At 66.3% G+C, this 19,421-nt stretch carries 17 protein-coding genes; 6 read left to right on the forward strand and 11 right to left on the reverse strand.

The features are described from left to right. Positions 1-94 precede the first annotated feature (94 nt). The gene (locus tag AC07O3_RS16950; RefSeq protein ID WP_495339879.1) at positions 95-1,066 is read right to left on the reverse strand and encodes a LysR family transcriptional regulator; all 972 of its coding nucleotides are present in this window, start codon (positions 1,064-1,066) and stop codon (positions 95-97) included. 43 nt (positions 1,067-1,109) lie between these two features. On the opposite strand from AC07O3_RS16950, the gene AC07O3_RS16955 reads away from it, so the two are divergent. From AC07O3_RS16955 to AC07O3_RS16970, 4 genes are all read left to right on the forward strand, one after another. Continuing rightward, positions 1,110-2,519 carry an amidase gene (locus AC07O3_RS16955; RefSeq protein WP_495339880.1) on the forward strand — a complete coding sequence of 470 codons (1,410 nt, stop codon included), beginning with the start codon at positions 1,110-1,112 and terminating at the stop codon, positions 2,517-2,519. 65 nt (positions 2,520-2,584) lie between these two features. Beyond that, positions 2,585-3,553, forward strand: coding sequence for a tripartite tricarboxylate transporter substrate-binding protein (locus AC07O3_RS16960; RefSeq protein WP_093050489.1), 969 nt, complete (start codon positions 2,585-2,587; stop codon positions 3,551-3,553). Then, entirely contained in the window at positions 3,546-4,976 is a 1,431-nt protein-coding gene (locus tag AC07O3_RS16965) for an MFS transporter (protein WP_495339881.1), read from the forward strand. Before AC07O3_RS16960 ends, AC07O3_RS16965 begins: the two co-directional genes overlap by 8 nt. A gap of 215 nt (positions 4,977-5,191) precedes the next feature. Next, a complete protein-coding gene (locus AC07O3_RS16970; protein ID WP_093050494.1) occupies positions 5,192-6,454 on the forward strand; it encodes an MFS transporter in 1,263 nt (420 codons plus the stop codon). Between the two features lie 41 nt (positions 6,455-6,495). Here the strand turns inward: AC07O3_RS16970 and AC07O3_RS16975 are convergent, their stop codons facing one another. Further along, complete coding sequence (locus tag AC07O3_RS16975) at positions 6,496-6,885, reverse strand: RidA family protein (protein ID WP_093081464.1); 390 nt, start codon at positions 6,883-6,885, stop codon at positions 6,496-6,498. 130 nt (positions 6,886-7,015) lie between these two features. Here AC07O3_RS16975 and AC07O3_RS16980 point away from each other — a divergent pair, with 130 nt between their 5' ends. Next, the gene (locus AC07O3_RS16980) at positions 7,016-7,954 is read left to right on the forward strand and encodes a LysR family transcriptional regulator (RefSeq protein WP_495339882.1); all 939 of its coding nucleotides are present in this window, start codon (positions 7,016-7,018) and stop codon (positions 7,952-7,954) included. Here AC07O3_RS16980 and AC07O3_RS16985 read toward each other — a convergent pair. The 3 genes from AC07O3_RS16985 to AC07O3_RS16995 form a co-directional block, all read right to left on the reverse strand. Next, on the reverse strand, positions 7,938-8,381 hold the full coding sequence (locus AC07O3_RS16985; RefSeq protein ID WP_093050504.1) for a cupin domain-containing protein: 444 nt from the start codon (positions 8,379-8,381) through the stop codon (positions 7,938-7,940). The two genes, AC07O3_RS16980 and AC07O3_RS16985, sit on opposite strands and share 17 nt — an antisense overlap. Positions 8,382-8,504: 123 nt before the next feature. Then, positions 8,505-9,890, reverse strand: coding sequence for an NHL repeat-containing protein (locus tag AC07O3_RS16990; protein WP_495339883.1), 1,386 nt, complete (start codon positions 9,888-9,890; stop codon positions 8,505-8,507). Between the two features lie 191 nt (positions 9,891-10,081). Beyond that, on the reverse strand, positions 10,082-10,825 hold the full coding sequence (locus AC07O3_RS16995) for a tRNA-uridine aminocarboxypropyltransferase (RefSeq protein WP_495339884.1): 744 nt from the start codon (positions 10,823-10,825) through the stop codon (positions 10,082-10,084). A gap of 121 nt (positions 10,826-10,946) precedes the next feature. Between AC07O3_RS16995 and AC07O3_RS17000 the strand changes: the two genes are divergently transcribed. Next, a complete protein-coding gene (locus tag AC07O3_RS17000; RefSeq protein WP_495339885.1) occupies positions 10,947-11,774 on the forward strand; it encodes an HDOD domain-containing protein in 828 nt (275 codons plus the stop codon). Between the two features lie 42 nt (positions 11,775-11,816). Here AC07O3_RS17000 and AC07O3_RS17005 read toward each other — a convergent pair whose 3' ends face one another. The 6 genes from AC07O3_RS17005 to AC07O3_RS17030 form a co-directional block, all read right to left on the reverse strand. Further along, positions 11,817-13,028, reverse strand: coding sequence for a DUF1501 domain-containing protein (locus AC07O3_RS17005; protein WP_093050516.1), 1,212 nt, complete (start codon positions 13,026-13,028; stop codon positions 11,817-11,819). Positions 13,029-13,050: 22 nt separating this feature from the next. Continuing rightward, positions 13,051-14,649, reverse strand: a complete 1,599-nt coding sequence (locus tag AC07O3_RS17010) for a DUF1800 domain-containing protein (RefSeq protein ID WP_495339886.1) — start codon at positions 14,647-14,649, stop codon at positions 13,051-13,053. Beyond that, positions 14,649-15,119 (reverse strand): hypothetical protein, encoded by a 471-nt coding sequence (locus tag AC07O3_RS17015; RefSeq protein ID WP_495339887.1) that lies wholly within the window; start codon positions 15,117-15,119, stop codon positions 14,649-14,651. Before AC07O3_RS17015 ends, AC07O3_RS17010 begins: the two co-directional genes overlap by 1 nt. Positions 15,120-15,242: 123 nt before the next feature. Continuing rightward, positions 15,243-15,929, reverse strand: coding sequence for a DsbA family oxidoreductase (locus AC07O3_RS17020; RefSeq protein WP_495339888.1), 687 nt, complete (start codon positions 15,927-15,929; stop codon positions 15,243-15,245). A 46-nt stretch (positions 15,930-15,975) separates the two neighbouring features. After that, complete coding sequence (locus tag AC07O3_RS17025) at positions 15,976-17,385, reverse strand: MFS transporter (protein ID WP_093050522.1); 1,410 nt, start codon at positions 17,383-17,385, stop codon at positions 15,976-15,978. A gap of 45 nt (positions 17,386-17,430) precedes the next feature. Continuing rightward, positions 17,431-19,299 carry a bifunctional sugar phosphate isomerase/epimerase/4-hydroxyphenylpyruvate dioxygenase family protein gene (locus AC07O3_RS17030; RefSeq protein WP_495339889.1) on the reverse strand — a complete coding sequence of 623 codons (1,869 nt, stop codon included), beginning with the start codon at positions 19,297-19,299 and terminating at the stop codon, positions 17,431-17,433. Positions 19,300-19,421 lie beyond the last annotated feature (122 nt).

Raw genomic sequence — 19,421 nt, forward strand, 5'->3', positions numbered from 1 at the left:
CTGGCTCATCGCTCGTGCTCCTTTGCAGGGTTCAGTCCTTCATGCAAGAAACGTGCTCTTGTTCAGACCTTCCCTAGTGGGCTTCGTGATTTATCTACGCCAACTCCCGCACCGCCGCCCGCGCACAAACCAAAAACGGCTCAATCAACGGACTATCCCAATCGCTCCGCCAGCAAGCCGCAATCTCCATCCGCGCATCGACATTGCGCAAAGCCCTGAACACCACCCCGGGCGGCCGCCCGATCTGCGCGCAGGCGGGCAATATCGCCACGCCCTTCCCCGCCAGCACCAGCGCCAGTGCCGACACCATCGTCTCGACCCGCTGCGCAATCGGCATGCTCACGTCGTGCCGTCGCAGCAGCGACGCGACGACCGATTTGTCTACGTCGCCCTCGGGCATGGGCAGCCCGATGAGCGGCAGGCCCGAGAGGCGCGCCAGCGGAATGCTGGGCAATCGCGCCAGCGGTGAATCGGAGCGCACCGCAAGCATCAGCGGCTGGCTGCCGATGCGCTCTGCCGCAATGCCCGCCTGCGCAATGGGAGGAATGCAGATGGCCACCGACACATCCGAGTTGGTGAGGGCCGATACGTTGTTGACGGCGTTCAGCTCCGCATACTGGATCTCCACCTCGGGCAGCCTGCGCCGCAATTCGTTTTCCAGGCGCGGCAGCACGAGGTAAGACAGCACGACCATCGTGCCGATGGTGAGCCGGCCCCGGCTGCCCGAGCCGACGGCGCGCGCGGCGTCGAAGCCTTCGTTGGCCAGCAGCAGTGCCTCTTTCGCGCGCCGAAACAGTGCGTTGCCTGCATCGGTTATTTCCATGCCGTGCGCTGCCCTGCGAAAGAGCGGCGTGCCCACCGCCGCCTCGAGGTTCTTGATGTGAACGGACAGCGGCGGCTGCGCCATGTTGAGGCGGCGCGCGGCCTTGCCGACGCTGCGTTCCTCGGCAACGGCCACGAAATAGCGAAGGGTTCGAAGGTCTGGGGTAGCCATACGCTGTGCATATGCCTTTTCTGGAAAACAGTATTGGACGACTTGTTGCGGCGCATCAATCATTTGCGCCATGAAAAACTTTCCCGTCCTTCTTCCAAAGTCCGAGATCTGCGAGATGCCAGCAACAACCATGCGCAGGCTGGTCGCGCAGCGCGAACTCTCGCCGGTGGAGATCGTCGAAGAGGTGCTGCGCCGCGCCGATGCGCTGCAGCCGCACCTGAACTGCTTCATCACGCTGTGCCATGAACAGGCGCTGCAGCAGGCCAGGGAGGCCGAACAGGCGCTGATGCGCGGCGCGACTTCGGGCCTGCTGCATGGCCTGCCCTTCACGGTGAAGGACATCGTCGATACGGCGAACGTGCGCACCACCTACGGCTCTTTGCTGCACCGCGACCATGTGCCCACGAAAGACGCGGTGGCCGTGGCGCGGATGCGCGAGGCCGGCGCCATCCTCATCGGCAAGACCACCTCTTCGGAATTCGGCGCCAAGTGCCTGACCGATGCGCCGCTGTTCGGTAGCACCCGCAACGCGTGGAATGCTTCGCGCACGAGCGGCGGCTCCAGCGGCGGTGCGGCGGCGTCGATGGCGGCGGGCATCGCGCCGCTCGCCATTGCCACCGACGGCGGCGGCTCCACGCGCATTCCCGCCTCGTGCAACGGCGTGGTCGGCCTGAAGCAGAGCCTGGGCGTGGTGCCCCACAGCCAGGTGCAAGACGCGTTCGGCAACTACACCTACGTGACGCCCACCACGCGCAACGTGGCCGACACGGCACTGATGCTGCAGGCCATGACCGGCGCGCACGGGTCCGACCCGTGGTCGCTGGGCGTGCAGGCCAAGCGCTACTTCGACGACCTGCAAGCCGGCGGCGACCTTCGCGGCAAGCGCATTCTTTTCTGCGCCGCGCCTGCTGGGCGGCCGATTGCGGCAGAGGTTGCATCTGCCTTCGAAGCCGCTCTGGCAACGCTGGAGTCGATGGGTGCCGTGCTGGAGCCGATGTCGGGCGAAGGCTTCGACGTGGAGCCTGTGTGGCGCGTGATCAACCACACCAGCTGGCGCGGCCGCTTCGCGCCCATGGCTGCGGCGCATGGCGACCAGATGAGCCCGTCGCTGCTGAAGCAGCTTGCACTGGCGGAGCATGTGGATGGCGTTGCGTTCCAGCAGGCCATGTTCGCGCGGACAGCGTTGTTCCGCGAGGTGCAGGCGCGGCTGGAAACGCACGACTTCATCTTCACGCCCACGCTCTCGCGCACGGCCCTGCCCATCGACCAGGATCTGTTCGGCAGCATCGAGATCGACGGCAAGGAATACGCCGAGGTGCGCGCGAACTGGTTCCCCTGGACGATGCCGTTCAACCTCACGGGTCACCCCGCGATCAGCCTGCCCTGCGGCGCAGACCGCGAGGGCCTGCCCATCGGCATGCAGCTGGTCGGGCGCTTCCGCGAAGACGGGCAACTGCTGCAAGCCGCTGCCTCGTTCGAAGCGGAGCACTGGCCGGCGAATCCGCTGCCGGTCGTGGCTTTCTGAAGCCACCACCCCTTTTTGCCCTTTTCTCTCTTCCGATTTTTCAACCCAACCAACAGGTAGCCACCATGACCTCGTTCCTGAAGACACTCGTGCTCGGCGCGTCGATTGCCCTGGCCGGCATCACCGCGCACGCCGACAACGCGCCCGTGCGCCTCATCATCGGCGTTCCGCCGGGCGGAGCGCTCGACAACCTGGCACGCTCCATCGCCGAAGAATTGCGCGGCTCGCTCAAGGAGCCCGTTCTGGTGGAGAGCCGCCCTGGTGCGTCCACGCGCATTTCCATCGAGGCGGTGAAGGCCGCTCGACCCGATGGCCGCACGATCCTCATCGGCGCAACACCGCCCTTCGTGCTGTTTCCGATGACCTATGCACGGCTGAACTACGACGTCGACAAAGACTTCATTCCCGTCGCGCATCTGGCCAACGTGCCCAGTGTCGTTTCCACCGGCGCAGACCAGCCGTACAAGACGATTCCCGAATACATCGCGTGGATCAAGAAGAACCCCGCTCAGGGCAGTGTGGGCATAACAAACCTCGGCGGCGGCCTGCACTTCAGCGTGTGGCAGCTGTCGAAGGCCATCGGCGTGCCGCTCACGGCCGTCTCTTACCGGGGCGGCGCTCCGCTGGCGACGGACATCATCGGCGACCACGTGCCGCTGGGCGCCGACGCGCTGGCCACGCAGCTGGAGCTGCACCGCTCAGGCAAGCTGCGCATCCTTGGCGTGGCGGGCACGAAGCGGCTTAGCTGGCTGCCCGATGTTCCGACCCTCAAGGAAGCGGGCTACGACGCCTTCGACCGTGCCAACGCGTCCTATGCCGCCTTCGTGCCGGCGGGCACGCCGAAGGACGTTGTCGCGAAGCTTGAAAAAGCCTTCCTGGCCGCAATGCGCAGCCAGCAGGTGCGCGGCCAGCTCGACCGCATGGGGCTCGACGCAACCGGGCTGCCCGGCGCCGAAGTGACGCGCCTCATGAACGAAGACCGCGAGTACTGGCGGCCCATCGTCAAGGCTTCGGGCTTCAAGAGCGATGAGTGAAGCGGCGGCGGAAGACGAGGAAAGGGCCGCGTGGGCGGTGCTCGTTGTTGCAAGCCTGGGTGCGTTTCTCTGCTTCCTGAACCTCAGCGCGCTCAACGTGGCGCTGCCTTCGGTGGCGCGCGGCCTGAACGCTTCGCCGTCGCAGGCGAGCTGGATCCTGCTGTCTTACATGCTGGTCAGCACGGTGTGCATCCTCAGCTTCGGGAGGCTGGCCGATCTGTGGGGGCGGCGGCGGCTCTTTCTTGCGGGGCTGGGGCTTTTTCTGATTGCGTGTGCGGCCTGTGCGGCCGCAACGAGCTTCGGCGCCATGCTGTTCTTTCGCATCTGCCAGGCCGTGGGTGCGGCTGGCGTCATGGCCAACTCCAGCGCATTGGTAGGCGATGCCTTCGGCCGCAGGAAGGTGGGCCTGGCGCTCGGCGTACTCGCCATGGTGGCCGCGCTTGCGCAGGTCGTGGGGCCGCTGGCTGGCGGCTTTGTCGTGTCGTGGTGGGGCTGGCGCGTTCTCTTTGTGCTGAACGTGCCTGTCGGGCTTAGCGTGCTGGCTTGGTCATGGCGGGTTCTGCCGAAGAGCGCGGCAGCGGCCAAGGCCGAGCGCTTCGACCTGGCCGGTGCCCTGCTGTCGTTCGCCGGCATCGGAGGCGTGATCTATGCACTCTCGATGGTAGGAACACGCGGCTGGGCGAGCACGCCAGTGTGGGCCTTCATGCTCTCAGGCGTCTGCGCCCTCCTCCTGTTCGCCAAGGTGCAGCAGCGCACGGCGAGCCCCTTGGTCGACCCGGCGTTGTTCAGGGACTCGGGGCGTCGCACGGCGTACGCAGGCATCCTGCTCCTGTCGATGTCGCAGGCTGCGCCACTGCTGCTCGTGGCCCTGTATCTCCAGGCTTGCGCGGGGCTGGCGCCATCGGAGGCGGGCATGCGCATCGCGCCGGTCGCGCTGGGGATGCTGATGGCCGCTCCTACTGCCGGCAGCCTGATGCGGCGCTTCTCGCCCGCAGCCATCTGCGTGGCGGGCATGCTGCTTGCCGCAAGCGCGCTGGCGCTGTTGGCGGCCATGCTGCAGCCGGCCATCGGCGCCGGGCAACTGGCCGCATGCCTGTGGATGCTGGGCCTGGGCATCGGGAGCTTCGTGACGCCTAACAACGCGTCGATTCTGCAAAGCGTGGTGCCGCAGCGCCGGGGCATTGCGAACGGCGTGCGCTCGACGCTGCAGAACACCGGAATCATGATGGGAACGGCCTTGGCGTTGAGCGTGGCGATGGCCGGTCTGCCCTACAGCTCGCAGCTCATGATTCTCGGGAATGGCGGTTCAGGGCTCTCGGGCGTCGATGTCGCTGCATTCACTCAAGGGGCGAGAAATGCTTTCGCGATGCTCGCCTGTCTTTGCCTTGCAGGTGCGGCGCTGATCCCGAACTGGAAGCCGTAGAACCACACAATCTGGTTTTGGGTCTGCTACGATGCCGCTCGCGGGAAAACAGCCTCCCGTTCTGCAAAGTCAGACGGTGTCCCGTCCAAGCGCTGGTGACTCACAACGGAGCTATCCGTGGACACCGCCTTTCCTGACGCACCCATTGCGCTTGCCGCGCCACCCCAGCCCATCTCTCTCATCGAAGCCCCTGCGCTTCTGGCTGTGAAAACCCGATGAGCACCACTTCCGCATCTCGCCCACGCATGGGCTTCGCGCGCCTGCTGCCTTCCGGAGTCGATCCTGGCGCATTGCCCTTGCTCGCGGCGCGGGGGCTTCGCGCCTTCGGGGACGGGTACATGGCGGTACTGCTGCCGGCCTACCTGCTGTCGATCGGGCTCGGAACGCTGGAGGTAGGCATCGTCAGTACCGCGACGATGCTGGGCTCGGCGCTGGCCACGCTCGCGGTCGGCGCTTGGGGATACCGCTTTGCTGGCGGTCGGCTGCTGCGCGGCGCTGCTTTGCTGATGGCCGCTACGGGCCTGGGCTTTGCGGGCTTGTCCTCGTTCTGGCCGTTGTTGGTGGTCGCGCTGGTCGGCACGCTCAACCCCAGTTCCGGCGACGTCAGCGTGTTTCTTCCGCTTGAGCACGCCCGCCTGGCAGCGGCGGCACAAGGCCATGCACGAACAGCATTGTTTGCACGCTACAGCCTCCTGGGTGCCCTGTGCGCAGCCTTGGGCGCGCTGGCCGCCGCCGTACCGGACTGGCTGGTTCGGCACAGCGAGCTCGCGCGGCTCGACGCGCTGCGCGGGATGTTCGTGGTCTACGCGGCAATCGGGCTGATCGTCTTCTGGCTCTATCGGAATCTGCCGGCCCACGCCGGCGCCAACAACGCAGACAGCCTGCCCGTCGCGCCAACACCCCTGGGGCCGTCGCGCCGCGTCGTGGTGCGATTGGCGGCACTCTTCAGCGTCGACGCGTTTGCCGGCGGACTGACGGTCAACGCGCTGATGTCGCTGTGGCTGCTGGAGCGATTCGGCTTCTCGCTCACCCAGGCCGGCGTGTTCTTCTTCTGGACCGGACTGCTCAGCGCAGCGTCGCAGCTCGCTGCACCGCTGGTCGCCCGACGCATCGGGTTGCTCAACACCATGGTCTTCACGCACCTGCCGGCCAACGTCTGCCTGGTGCTGGCAGCGCTGGCGCCAAGCCTGCCCGTTGCGCTGGGCCTGCTGATGATCCGCAGCGCACTGTCGTCGATGGATGTGCCCACGCGAACGGCCTACGTGATGGCGGTCGTGACGCCAGCGGAACGCAGCGCCGCGGCGAGCTTCACCGCCGTGCCGCGGAGTCTGGCCGCAGCCATCAGCCCGACGCTCAGCGGCGCGCTGTTCGCGGCCGGGTGGATCTCATTGCCGCTCGTCGCATGCGGGTTGCTCAAGATTTCCTACGACCTTGCGCTCTGGCGTGCCATGCGAAGGGATCGACTCGACGAGGAGTAGCCGCTCGGCCCTGATTGCGAAGAACTGGCGTGCCGTGGCTTTCAGGGAAGCTTCGCAATCACCTTGATCTCGAACTTGAAGCCATAGAGCCACGTCACGCCGATGCCGGTCAGCGTCGGATGCGGCGCGCTGCCCCAATAGTCAGGCAGCACCTTCCAGACCGTGTCGAAGTTCGATTCCGGGTCGACGATGAAGACGGTGACGTCGACCACGTCGTCGAAGGTGCAGCCCGCGGCCCCGAGGATCCCGTTCAGGTTTTCGAACGCGAGCCGCACCTGCGCCTCGAGGTCGGGCTCGGGCGAGCCGTCTTCGCGGCTGCCGACTTGCCCTGAGACGAACAGGAAGCCGTTGGACCGAACTGCTGGCGAGTAGCGGTTCTTTTCATAGAGCGCCTGGCGCCCGGGCGGGAAAACGACGTCGCGTTTGGCCATGAGTTGCTTCTTCCTTCTTTGATGGCGATGAAGGGACTTTAGGCAGCCGTGCTTCTCCGATAAACGGGCAAAGCCAACAATCACTGTTTGCAGAACCCAAACAATCGTCGGATCAACAGGAACAGCAGGCATGGATCGTTTTGACGCAATGCAGGCATTCGCCCGCGTGGTGGAAGCAGGCAGCTTCACCAAGGCGGCCGAGACACTGCACATGAGCAAGACCAGCGTGACGCAGCTGGTGCAGCAACTGGAGGCAAGGCTGCGCGTGAAGCTGCTCAACCGCACGACGCGGAAGGTGAACGTCACGGCCGACGGGGCGGCCTACTACGAGCGCGTGGTGCGCCTGCTGGCCGACATGGACGATGCGGAGACCAGTCTGTCGAGCGCCTCGGCGTTGCCCCGCGGACGGCTGCGGGTTGATGTGCCGAGCCCGCTGGCCCGCATGATCCTGGTGCCGGCAATGCCGGCGTTCCACGCCCGCTACCCCGACATCCAGCTCGACATGGGCGTGAGCGATCGCATGGTGGACGTGATCGGCGAGAACGTCGATTGCGTTGTGCGCGGCGGCGAGCTCACCGACCAGTCGCTGATGGCGCGCCGCGTGGGCGACCTGCAGTTGGGGGTCTACGCAGCGCCGAGTTATCTGGAACGCGCAGGCATGCCTTCACACCCGCGGGAGCTGGAAGACACGCATCACCGCATCGTGGGCTTCCTGTGGTCGCGCAGCGGCAAGACCTTTCCGTATGCCATGCGCCTCGGCGACGAGAGCATCGAAGTGCAAGGCCGCTATGTGCTGTCGGTCGATGACGGCAACGCTTACCTCGCGGCCGGGCTGGCGGGCATGGGGGTGCTTTGGCTGCCGGACTACATGGCCGAACCACATCTGCCGAGCGGCGAGTTGGTGCCTCTGTTCGAAGGCTGGCAACTCGATCCGATGCCCTTGTACGTGGCGTTTCCGCCGAACCGGCATGTCAGCGCCAAGCTGCGGGTGTTCATCGATTGGGTCGTCGAGCTGATGGCACGCCACGCGCCTGTCGACGGCCGAAGCGATGTCAGGCCGCGACGGTAACGCCGTTGCGCTCGAGCACCGCCAGCAGTTTTGGAATATCGGGCGGCCCGGCCGGGATCTCGTGGTCGACGGCGGCGAACATCTGGGCGGCCAGCGCGTTCTGCCCGGTGATCTCGAGCATCTGCCCGCCACCCTTGCCGTAGTGAAAGCCGTGCACCGTGCCGCGCGGTACGTGCACGAGCGTGCCGGGCCGGCACATGTGGGCAGCACCGTCGCAGAGAAACTCGACCTCGCCGCCGAGCACGTAGAAGGATTCGTCCCAGTCGTGGCTGTGCGGCGGCGGCCCGGTTCCTTCGTCACCCCGCTGCAGGGTGATGCCATAGCTCTGCGTCGCCGCGTTCGATGCCAGCACCGTCACTTTCGTGCCGAGCACGTTCAGAGGAAGTTCACGCCGGTCGGGCGTCAAGACAAAGTACGGAATCGTCATGGTCAAGTCCTCGGGAGTGCGAGCGCGATTCTGCGCGCCCGCACTCCAGGAGACATATGCCGATGCTCCGGATGCAGCCTTTTCATTCCGTTACCGACGGTGGACCCTGCGTCTTCGACGACCTCAGGGTGCGCGAACCGGCGTGACCTTGCGGATCAGGTTGCCGAAGGTGTCGGCCACGTACAGATTGCCGGCAGCATCCACCGTCACCCCGTAAGGCTGCTTGAACGTGGCAGCCGCGCCGATGCCGTTCTGCGCGCCCAGCACACCGGGCTGGCCGGCGAGCGTGGAGACCACGCCTGCCGGCGTGATCTTGCGCAGCAGGCTGTTGCCTGTGTCGGCCACGTAGACATTGCCGTCGCTGTCCACCGTCAAGCCGCCGGGCCTGCTGAAAGATGCCGAGCTGCCGGCCCCGTCGGTCGCACCAACCTGGCCCGAACCGGCCAGCGGCATGACCACGCCGCCGGGCGTGATCTTGCGGATCCGGTTGTTGCCGCTGTCGGCAACGTAAATGTTGCCGGCCGCGTCAGTCGCTATGCCGTAGGCCTGCCCGAAAGATGCCGCAGTCCCCGTACCGTCAGCGAAGCCTGCAGTGCCCGAGCCGGCCAGCGTGGTGACGTCCTCGGCAGGCGTGATCTTGCGGACAACGGCGCCGATGAATTCGAGCACATAGATGTTGCCGTCGGCGTCCGTGGCCACCGACGAAGGGGTATTGAACGTGGCAGAGGTGCCGTGGCCATCGAGCGACCCGATGGCCCCACTGCCCGCGATCGTGATCACGTCGGCCGCGGGCGTGATCTTGCGGATGCGGTTGCCGCCGAATTCCGCAGCATAGGCATTGCCCGTGGAGTCCAGCGCAAGACCGGACAGGCCCGAGAACGAGGCTGCAGTGCCGTTGCCGTTTTGCGAAGTACCGCTGCCGCCACCGCCCGCAAATGTCGTGACATCGCCAGCGGGCGAGATCTTTCGCACAAGGTTCGTTGCCGTATCCGACACGAGCAGGTTTCCGCTCTTGTCGACGACCACGCTGTACGGGAGATAGAACGATGCGGCGGTACCGTTGCCATTGACCGAGCCGGTAGTGCCGGACCCAGCGAGCGTGGACACCTGCGCCACCGCCGCCGAGCAGGCGACCGCCACGTCGCCGACATCGGCCGAGGCTTTGCCGCTGCCCTTGGTCACGGTGCAGAACTGCCACAGGGGCTGGGTGCGCACGCTGACCTCATAGGCCGAGCCTTCGGTGAGCGCGGCGGCAAAGGTGAACTTGCCGTCGGCCGTGAGTTTCAGGTCGTCGCCAGCATTGTTCTGGAGCACCAGGCTGCCGGTGAGGCCGGTGACGGTGCCGCCGACCGTATGCGTCACGACGACGGGGGTCTGGGGTTGCGCCGGCGCGGCGATCGGCACGAAGCCCGAGCCGCCGCCACCCCCACCGCCGCAGGAAGCCAGCAACACGATCGCACTGGCCACGGCACCGCAGCGCCCGTAAAAACTCACTCGATTGGAAAACATCCACTGCCCTCTTTGGTTTTGTCGATTCACGAAGAGAAACCCGCGCTCCGGCCGAAGTGCTACCGGCGGTTTCAGATCGTTGATTCTTGTTAACTATTTGTTTCTTCACCATCACCGGAACTAGGTAGATGGCGGAGCGAGGCACGGCTGCGCCCGCCCGCGCAGCGCCGCGGCGGCGGCGGGCAGAGTCTTCAGGGCCGCGAGGCGGACACTTCGCGCAGGCGCTGATGCGCTGCACCATCCCACGCCACGGGCTGCTGGTTCTTCGCGCTCAGATAGTGGTGCGTGAACACCACCAGGTAGGCATCCAGCGTCTGTTCGGCGGCATGCTCGCCTGCGAGGTTCATGCACATCGCGGCCACCTCGCTGGTGCAGAAATGGTCGTCGCGGCCGGAGTTGCGCAGCTTGTACTGCGTGATCTGCTCCGGCTGCAGGCTCAGCACCGGTAGCCGGTCGAGGTAGGGGCTCCTGCGAAACATCTTGCGTGCCTCGGCCCATGTCGCGTCGAACAGGATGAAGAGCGGGCGTTTCGCGGTGCCGGTGCTGGTCACCTCAGGCGACGGAACGGTCAGAACCACGCGCTCGGGCGCCGCGTACTGCCCCGGAAACACCACGTAGGGTTGCCATTGCGGGTCGTTCAGCAGTGCCAGCAGCGCGGGATCGGTTTCGGTACGGGCCCAGCCGAAGGCGAAGGTATCGGCCACCACGTCGGCGACCAGCCAACCGGTGTTGGTGGGCTTGAGCGGCTCGATGTCGGCCATGAGCAGGCACACCCCCGCGCGCGTTGCCACCGAAGGGCGCACGGCGCACATGCAATGGCTGGGCACCAGGCGGCAGCCCGCGCAGCGTTCGCGCTTGAAGCCACCACGGGCGAGAAAGGGCTTGGAGCTTCGCGCCAGGCGGGCGGCGCGAAGGAGGGAGACGGCGTGGGGCATGCGCCGATTCTCGGTCCCACCGGAATCCGTAGAAATTACACATTCGCGCCGATAGAGGCTCTGGCAGGCCCTGCACTGGAGGAAAATCCATTGCATACAAAGGCAATACACCCATAACGCCATGACACTCGACGAACTCTTTGCCAATGACGAGTCGCTCCCCACCGTGCCGAAGGTGGTGTCCGACCTGATTGAGATGCTGCGCGACGACGACGTGCCTTTCGCGGCCATCGCGCATCGGATCGAGCTTGACCAGGTGCTCGCGGCCAGGGTGCTGCAGATGGTCAACTCGCCGTTCTTCGGGCTCCGGCGAAAGATTTCCTCGATCCAGGGCGCAATCCTGATGCTCGGGCTCTCCGCCATCCGGTCATTCGTGGTGAGTTCGGGTCTGTCGGGCGCCTTCCGGAAGGTGGACGGAGTCAACCTTCCGGCCTTCTGGGCCCACAGCTTGCGCGTGGCGTCGGTCTCGAGGTATCTGGCTTCGAAGACCCGGCACGTCGACCCCAACCTGGCGTTCACCGCGGGCAGCATGCATGCCATCGGCCACCTGATCATGGCGCAGGCAATGCCCGATCGCATGGCCGCGCTGAATGCCGTTCACCCCTTGGACGCACTGGGGCGCGCGCAACTCGAGCTCGTCGAATTCGGGTATCACTACGGCGATGTGAGTGCATCCCTGGCGCAGCGCTGGGGCTTCGCTCCCGACCTCGTCGGTGGGCTTTCGAGCTTCGTGAGCCCGGCAAAGTCGGAACATGCCGATCCGCTCGGCGGCGTTCTTCATCTGGCCGTGTGGCGCGTGGCACTGGAACGCCAGGGGGTGGACCTGAGCAATATCGGTGGCTTCTGGCCGAGCCAGTCGGCGCTGGCCGTCGGTATCACCGAGGACATGGTCCAGGAAATGCCGGCGCCGCGTGAGCTTGCTGCGGACCTCGAGTCGATGATCGCCTGACCGTACTTCGCGTACTTCGGCTTCGGCCTTGGCCTCCGCGCGCTAGACCAGCTGCAGATCTTTCGGCGCCACCCCATCGAACACCCGCGCAAGCTGCGCGGGCGACAACCCATACATCCGCTTGAACAGCCCCCCGAACACCGCCCGGTATTCATTGAGCACCGGGTAGTCGCGGTTCTGGAACAGCGTGGCCTGCGTCAGCGCCTGCTGCTCGCCCACGACGCGCCCGCCAGCCTGCGCCGAGAGGCCGCCGCCGAGCACCCAGTAGACGGTGCCGTGTCCGTGGTCGGTGCCGCGGTTGCCGTTCTCGCGGAAGGTGCGGCCGAACTCGCTGATGACGACCACCACGGTCTGGTGCCATGCGTCGTCGCCCATCTCCTGTGCGAAGCCGGCTACGCCGCGGCCCAGTTCTTCGAAACGGTTGGCGAGGTAGCCGGTGGCGCCGCCCTGCCCCACGTGCGTGTCCCAGCCGCCGACGTCGACAAAGCCGAGGTCGAAGCGGTCGCGCATCAGCAAGGCCATGCGGCGCGCCACCAGCTCGAAGCCCTTGGCGGTCATGGCGTTGCGGCTGGCGGCGTCCATCTCGGCCTGCACCGCCCGCGTTACCTCGTCGCGCACCTGGAAGCCCTCGGCCACCGGCTGGGCCAGCGCGGTGTTGCGGTACATGCTCGTGATGATCTGGCTCTGCCGCGCGTCGATGCCCGAACGTGCGTTACCCGCGATCGCCATGTTGGCGGCCTTGGCGCTGCCGCGCATTGAAATGGGCAACTGGTCGGTGAAGGCGATGGGCGACACGTCGGTAACAGGCCCTGCGCCGAGCACACCCGCCAGCCGGTTGAGAAAGCCCGAGCGGTAGTCTCGGCGCTTGTCCAGCGCCTGGCCGAGCTCGATGGAGTCTTGCGTTTCGAAGTGGCTGCGCGTGAGGTCGTCGGTGCCCGCGAAGGCGATGAACGATGCCTGCTTCTGCTGGAACATCGGCATCACGCTCTGTGCCAGCGCGGGGTGCAAGCCCCAGTTGCCGTCGAGCGGCAGCGCGCCGTTGGGCGTGCCGGGGCGTGCAATGGCGATGTTGGGGCGCGAGGCGTAGTAGAAGTCGCTGCTCGTGGGCACGAGCAGGTTGCTGCAGTCATACGCGCCGCGCAGGAACACGACCAGCAGCTTTGCACCTTCGGCCGCGGGCGCGGCCATCAACTGGCCGGCGGCGCCCGCGAACGGGGCGGCGGCCATGAGCTTCAAGAGTTCTCGACGTTGCATGACGGTGTGTCCTTCTTCTTGATCAACGACGCATCAACTCTGGCGACGCCAGCAGGAAGGTGTTCCACTCCTGCGGGTTCTTCGCCTGCGCCAGCGCCTCGCGCGTGTCCGCGCTCATGCCGACCTGCATTGCGCGCACCGCGTGCGAATCGGCCAATTGCGGGAACGCGGGCTTTTCCAGCGGCGCTTTGTCATCCGTGCGGAACAGCACGGCGCCGTTCGCACCGATGGCACGCGCGATCTCGAAGCGCGTGTTCATCTGCCCCGCACTGGCCCAGGCTGCCTCGTTGAGCGGATAGCCGTCGGGCGTCTCGTGGCCGTACAGCTGTTCGCCCATGCGGTTGATCCAGTTGAGCATCGGGTTCACGTTCACCACCACGCGGTCGTCGTAGGCGAGCCGCACGCCGGCCATCACGTAGTGCACCGGGTCGCGGAACTTGCGGCCCAGCGAGGCGGCGAACTCGGGCGACTCGAACAGCGCCTTCAGCGTGATGGCGATGTCGCCGTCGCTGCGGGTGAAGGCTGCAGCCATGCGGTCGACCAATACCTGCGGCGGATCGTCGGAGACGAAGTACACGGCGAACTTGCGCGAGATGAAGCGCGCGGTGGCCGGCGCGCGTGCCAGGCGGTCGAGCGCTTCGTCGGCCTCGGCCAGGCCGCTGCTCTTGATGGACTGGCCCAGCAGCGTCTTCGGGCCGTAGTCGTGACGGTTGGGGTTGAACTCGAACAGGCCCTTGCGCACGTAGTCGGCGCGCACGGCCGGCCGCACGTTCGGCGGCGGCGCATCGAGCGGCTGGTTGCTCACGCCAACGCCGGTGAGCACGCGCGCCAGCTCCTGCACGTCGGCCTGCGAATAGCCGCCGCCCACGCCCAGCGTGTGCAGCTCCATCAGCTCGCGTGCGTAGTTCTCGTTGATGCGGTTGGCGGCGTTCTGCGCGTTGTCTAGGTAGCGCAGCATCGCCGGGTGGTGCAGCGTTGCGCCGAGCAGGTCGCGGAACTTGCCGAGCGCGTGCGGGCGAATCGCGTTCTCTTCGTAGTCGCCCACCATCGCGCGGATGTTGTCCTTGCGCAGGTTGACGTTGAAGTGGTTCATCCAGAACCACGTCATCTGCTCCTGCAGCTGGTTGGGCGAATACAGGGCGCGCAGCACGAAGCGTTGTTGCGCCTCGCGTGCCAGGTCGTTGAGTCGCTGCTGGTAGGCCTGTCGCGCGGCTTTCTTCTGGTCTTCGTCGGGTAGCGCATCGGCCGCCTTGCGCTGTGCGTCGAGTTCGGTGACGAGCTGGTCGAGCGGCGTGCGCGAAATGCTCATCGCATCGATCTGCGCCTGCGCCGCAGGCGGCAGCGGCACGGGCCGTGGATTGAGCTGGTCGCGCATCCACAGCGACAGGCCGCGCTTTGCGAGCTGCGCGTCGCTGCTCGCGTTGGCACCCCAGCTCACGCGGTCGAGCCAGCGCAGGCGGGCGGCGTCATTGAGCGGTGCGGAAGGCAACGACACCGACACCACCGGCCGCTGGTCGCCCGGTGCACTTGCGCAGGCCGCGAGCAAGGCCAGCGCACATGCACCGAGCGCCATCGAGGCGCGACGCATGGAGAACAACGAGGCGGCGGCCGGCACCGCCATCACTCCTTGCGCATGTCGTGATGGCGCACGTCGCCGATGGCGTGCTGTGCGGTGTTGAGCGCGACGTCGACGTGCGCCAGGCCGCGTTGCTGGAACGGCCGCGAGCGCGGGTCGTCTTCTTCGCGCGCCACATCGGAGCGCACCTTGCGCAGCAGGTCGACCGCGGCATGCAGGCGGCCTTCGCGCGGCAGCCACGCATCGGTGGGCTCGCGCCATTCGAGGGGCTTGCCGTCCAGCCATGCAGCGTGCTGGAGATCGCCGATGGCGGCGTGGATCTCGTCGACCACCACCTGCTCGTCGCGCGAGATCTGCCCGTCTTCGGGGCGGCGATGCTCCACCTTCCAGGCGGCCGTTTGCAGGTCGGACAAGGCGTGGAGGTAGAACGGGTGCCTGCCGTATTCGTCGGCCAATGCGGGCAACGAAGCCGCAGCCATGAGGGCGAGTGCGGCGATTAGGCTTTTCTTCTTCATCTTCGGAGCTCCTGGGAGTGATGGCGAATCGAGGACGCATCCTCAACCATCGGGACCCGCTCCGCGTTGACGCTCTTTACCCTCGTAACGCCGCGCAAAGGCAGCGCCTAAGCGCCAGCTAAGTCAGGCTGCAGACAGGCTGGACGGTGCAGCGCCGGCAATCTGCCGCAGGGCGCGCTCGAACACCTCGACGGGCTGGCCACCCGAAATGAGGTGCTGGTCGTTGATGATGATCGCGGGCACCGAGTGGATGCCGGCGTCGGTGTACATGCGCTCGCGTTCGCGGGTTTCCCGTGCGAACTCGTCGCTGTTCAGGATCTCGCGGGCACGGGCTGCATCGAGCCCGGCCTCGGTGGCTGCGCGCACCAGCACTTCAGAGTCCGAGGGGTTCTGGCTGTCGGTGAAGTAGGCCTTCAGCAGCAGCTTCTTCAGCGCCGCCTGCTTGGCCGGGCTTTCCAGCTCGGCCCAGTGCAGCAGGCGGTGTGCGTTGAAGGTGTTGTAGACACGCGGACGGCCTCCGGGGCTGAACTCGAAGCCCACTGCCGCGCCGCGCTGGCGGATCATTTCGCGCGACTGCGCCTGCTGCTCGCGCGTGGAGCCGTACTTCTGGTTCAGGTGCTCGAAGGTGTCCTGGCCTTCGGGCGGCATCTGCGGGTTCAGCTCAAAGGGCTGGAAGTGCAGCTCCGCGGTGACCTCGGGGGCCACCTTCCTGAGCGCCGCCTCGAGCGAACTCAGGCCGATGGCGCACCAGGGACAGGACACATCGGAGACGAAGTCGATCTTGAGGTGGGAAGAGGTAGGGGTAGTCATGGCGCCATTCTTCACGGCGCCACAACCCTTGGTGCACGAAAGGTTTTCAGGCCGCGGCCTTGGCCAGGCGCGCGTCCTGCAGCGTCTTCTCGCGCATGCGGTCGTACTCCTGCTTGTCGACCGGCACCGCATCGGGCTTGCCCAGGTCGTTCATCCGGATGCGGTAGGTTTCCCGTGCACTCAGTGCGGCCAGTGCCGCCAGCACCGTCACCGCGAAGGTGATGGCACCCACGGTGAACCACACGTTGGTCGAGCCGGGAGGCGCCACGGCGGCGAACAGAGCGGGCAGCAGTGCGGTGAAGGTGGTGCCGATGTTCTGCGAGATGGCCATGGCCGAGACGCGATTGCGGGTGCGGAACAGCTCCGGATAGAAGCTCGGGAAGGTCGCGTTGTAGCCCTGGTACACGATGCCCCACATCAGCAGCGACATGACGATGGCCAGCTGCACGTTGCGGATGCTGATGGCATACAGGTACACGAAGGACAGCAGCCCCGAGAGCAGCGCACCGACGATGATCGGCGGGCGGCGGCCGATGCGGTCCGAGAGGTTGCCCACGAACGGGATCACGATCACGGCCAGGATGTTGCCGAGCACCGGAATCCACAGGTACACGTCTTTCTGGAATCCGATGCCGTAGGCCGCCTGCACGGCATAGGCCGCGCCAAACACTGTGGCCACCACCGGAATGACGTTCATCAGCGCCATGCAGACCACGCGCAGCATGTCGGCCCAGCTGTCGGTGAAGGCCTGGATGATCGGTGCCTTGGCCACTTCGCCCTTCTTGTCCACTTCAGCAAAAGCCGGCGTCTCGTCGACCTCGCGGCGGATGATGTAGCCCGCCACGATGACCAGGAAGCTCAGCAGGAAGGGAATGCGCCAGCCCCACGAGTTGAAGGCCTCCTCGGGCATGTAGTGCGCCAGCGGCAGGAACACGGCAGCCGCCAGAATCTGGCCGGCCTGCACACCCTGCAGCGTGAAGCTCGCGAAGAAGCCGCGACGCCCGAACGGTGCGTGCTCGAGAATCATCGAGCTCGCGCCCGAGATTTCGCCGGCCACTGCAAAGCCCTGGATGAGGCGCAGCAGAACCAGCAGCACCGGAGCCAGCAGGCCGACCTGGTCATAGGTCGGCAGCAGGCCGACGGCCACGGTCGAAAAGCCCATCAGGAACATGCAAAGCACCAGCACCTGCTTGCGCCCGTGCGTGTCGCCCCAGTGGCCGAGCACGAAGGCGCCGATGGGACGCGCGACATAACCCACGCCGTAGGTCGCGAGCGAGGCGACGATGGCCGTCGTCGGGTCGCCCTTCGGGAAGAAGATCTGCGGAAAGATCAGCGCCGCCGCGGTGGCGTAGATGAAGAAGTCGTAGTACTCCAGCGCCGAGCCGATCCAGCCGCTTGCGGCGGCCTTCTTCGACTGGTGCCTGCCTTGCGGCTCATGGGCTGTGTTGGTTGCCATGTGTTGTCTCCAGTGTTGACGAAAAAATCAGATCAAGAAATCAAATCAATCCTGCGCCTGCGAAGCCATGCGCGCCGGTGCGTTGAGGGCACCGTAGGCGTCGTAGTTGCCCACGCGCTGTGCGACCTCGAAAAACAGTCCGCCCTCGAAACTCTCGGTATAGATGTGCAGGTAGTCGCCGGCTGGCGAGCGGTCGAACAGCACGCCCGCTTCGCGCATGCGCGCCAGCAGTTCGGGCGCGATGTCGATGCGCGTGGCCAGGTCGTCGTAGTAGTTGTCGGAGATGGGCACGAAGCGCGTGCCGTTGGCGCGCAGCTTGGCGGCCGTCTCGAAGATGTCGGCACAGCTCAGCGCAATGTGATGCACCGCGCCACCGCCGGTCACGCTCAGCGTGCGCGCGGTGCGGGTGCGCTGGCTCAGCGACACGTTGAGCACCAGGCGCAGGCTGCGGTCGGCGTTGGCGACGCCGCGGCTGCGGATCAGGCCGAAGGGGTCGGCAAGCTCCAGGCTCTCGCCGGGTTCCAGGCCGAGCACGGCGCGCGTGAACAGCACCCAGGTGTCGAGCTGGTCTAGCGCCAGGCCAAGAGCCACGTGGTCGATGCGCTGCAGGCCTGCGTCGTTCGCGCCGGCACCGTCGTCTTCGAGAATGAAGTCGGCTTCGTACAAGCCGTTGGCGCCCAGCGCTTCGGGCACGAAATGAATCAGGTTGCCGCCCGGCGCAACGATGGCCGGCACGCGCAGTTCGTTGGGGCCGACCGGGCTGTCGTGCCGCTGCGAACGCATGGCGGTGGCTCGGCCCACGGCCGCGAGGGGATCGTCACAGCGCACACCCAGCGCGCACACCGAGGTGCCGTGCGCCTCGAAGCGGCCGCGCGCAAACGAATCAGGCTGCGCGTTGACGATCAGGTTGATCTCGCCCTGGCGGTACAGCGTCACGGCCTTCGAGCGGTGCTTGCCGATGCGGCGGAAGCCGAGTTGCTTCACCAGCGTGGACAGCGTTGCTGCAGATGCCTCGTCGGCCGCGAACTCGATGAACGACAGGCCGGAGAGCGCCGGCACCGGCGGCGGGCTGAACAGCTGCACGGGCTCGACGTCGTCCAGCCGCTGCCGCGCTTCGCTTTCAAGGTACAGCAGCGAGCGCATCGCATCCACCGCAGTGCGGCGGTTCGGCGTCTCGCGAAAGATGTCGTTGAAGATCTCCAGCGACAGCGGCCCGGTGTAGCCCGCGCGCAGCACCTGCTCGAAGAAGCCGACCACGTCGAAATCGCCCTGCCCCGGAAACGAACGATGGTGGCGCGCCCACTGCAGCACGTCCATCGACAGCAGCGGCGCGTCAGCCATCTGCAGAAAGAAGATCTTGTCGCCCGGAATGCTGGCGATGCCCGCCGGATCGTCCTTCAGCGACAGCGTGTGGAAGCTGTCGAGGATCAGGCCCAGGTGCGCGTGGTTCGCCTGCTTCACGATCTCCCAGGCCTGGCCGTACAGCGAGGTGTGGCGGCCCCAGGCGAGTGCCTCGAAGCCCACGCGCAGGTTGCGGCGCGCAGCGCGCTCGGCCAGTTCGTGCAGTTGCGCGGCGGCCAGAGCCGGATCGTTCACCGACAGCGGCGAAGTGTTGGAGCAGCACAGCACCATCGGCGCGCCCATGGCCTCCATCAGGTCGAACTTGCGCTCGGCGCGCTCGAGGCTGCGGCGGAACTGCGGCTCGGGCATGCCTTCGAAATCACGGAACGGCTGGTACAGGTCGATGGTCAGGCCAAGGTCGCCCGCGATGCGGCGCAGTTCGGCGGCCGTGCCCTTGAAGTTGATGAAGTCGGCCTCGAACAGCTCGATGCCGTCGAAACCGGCGGCGGCGACGGCTTCGAGCTTCTGGCGGAGCGTGCCGCTGAGCGAGACGGTGGCAATGGAGCGATGCATGGGGGTGGACTTTAGGAACACCCGGGCCCCGCCACAATCTATTCAGCGAGCTTTTGATCGATCATCGATCACATACGTGCATTATTCGCACGAAATACGGGATACACCTAGGCCGGCTGCCC

The organism is Variovorax sp. GW821-FHT09D05 (genome assembly GCF_059416325.1).

Coding starts and splice junctions, on each gene's coding strand:
- AC07O3_RS16950 (WP_495339879.1), bottom strand. CDS start 1,066: ATGGCGCAAATGATTGATGCGCCGCAACAAGTCGTCCAATACTGTTTT.
- AC07O3_RS16955 (WP_495339880.1), top strand. CDS start 1,110: ATGCCAGCAACAACCATGCGCAGGCTGGTCGCGCAGCGCGAACTCTCG.
- AC07O3_RS16960 (WP_093050489.1), top strand. CDS start 2,585: ATGACCTCGTTCCTGAAGACACTCGTGCTCGGCGCGTCGATTGCCCTG.
- AC07O3_RS16965 (WP_495339881.1), top strand. CDS start 3,546: ATGAGTGAAGCGGCGGCGGAAGACGAGGAAAGGGCCGCGTGGGCGGTG.
- AC07O3_RS16970 (WP_093050494.1), top strand. CDS start 5,192: ATGAGCACCACTTCCGCATCTCGCCCACGCATGGGCTTCGCGCGCCTG.
- AC07O3_RS16975 (WP_093081464.1), bottom strand. CDS start 6,885: ATGGCCAAACGCGACGTCGTTTTCCCGCCCGGGCGCCAGGCGCTCTAT.
- AC07O3_RS16980 (WP_495339882.1), top strand. CDS start 7,016: ATGGATCGTTTTGACGCAATGCAGGCATTCGCCCGCGTGGTGGAAGCA.
- AC07O3_RS16985 (WP_093050504.1), bottom strand. CDS start 8,381: ATGACGATTCCGTACTTTGTCTTGACGCCCGACCGGCGTGAACTTCCT.
- AC07O3_RS16990 (WP_495339883.1), bottom strand. CDS start 9,890: ATGTTTTCCAATCGAGTGAGTTTTTACGGGCGCTGCGGTGCCGTGGCC.
- AC07O3_RS16995 (WP_495339884.1), bottom strand. CDS start 10,825: ATGCCCCACGCCGTCTCCCTCCTTCGCGCCGCCCGCCTGGCGCGAAGC.
- AC07O3_RS17000 (WP_495339885.1), top strand. CDS start 10,947: ATGACACTCGACGAACTCTTTGCCAATGACGAGTCGCTCCCCACCGTG.
- AC07O3_RS17005 (WP_093050516.1), bottom strand. CDS start 13,028: ATGCAACGTCGAGAACTCTTGAAGCTCATGGCCGCCGCCCCGTTCGCG.
- AC07O3_RS17010 (WP_495339886.1), bottom strand. CDS start 14,649: ATGGCGGTGCCGGCCGCCGCCTCGTTGTTCTCCATGCGTCGCGCCTCG.
- AC07O3_RS17015 (WP_495339887.1), bottom strand. CDS start 15,119: ATGAAGAAGAAAAGCCTAATCGCCGCACTCGCCCTCATGGCTGCGGCT.
- AC07O3_RS17020 (WP_495339888.1), bottom strand. CDS start 15,929: ATGACTACCCCTACCTCTTCCCACCTCAAGATCGACTTCGTCTCCGAT.
- AC07O3_RS17025 (WP_093050522.1), bottom strand. CDS start 17,385: ATGGCAACCAACACAGCCCATGAGCCGCAAGGCAGGCACCAGTCGAAG.
- AC07O3_RS17030 (WP_495339889.1), bottom strand. CDS start 19,299: ATGCATCGCTCCATTGCCACCGTCTCGCTCAGCGGCACGCTCCGCCAG.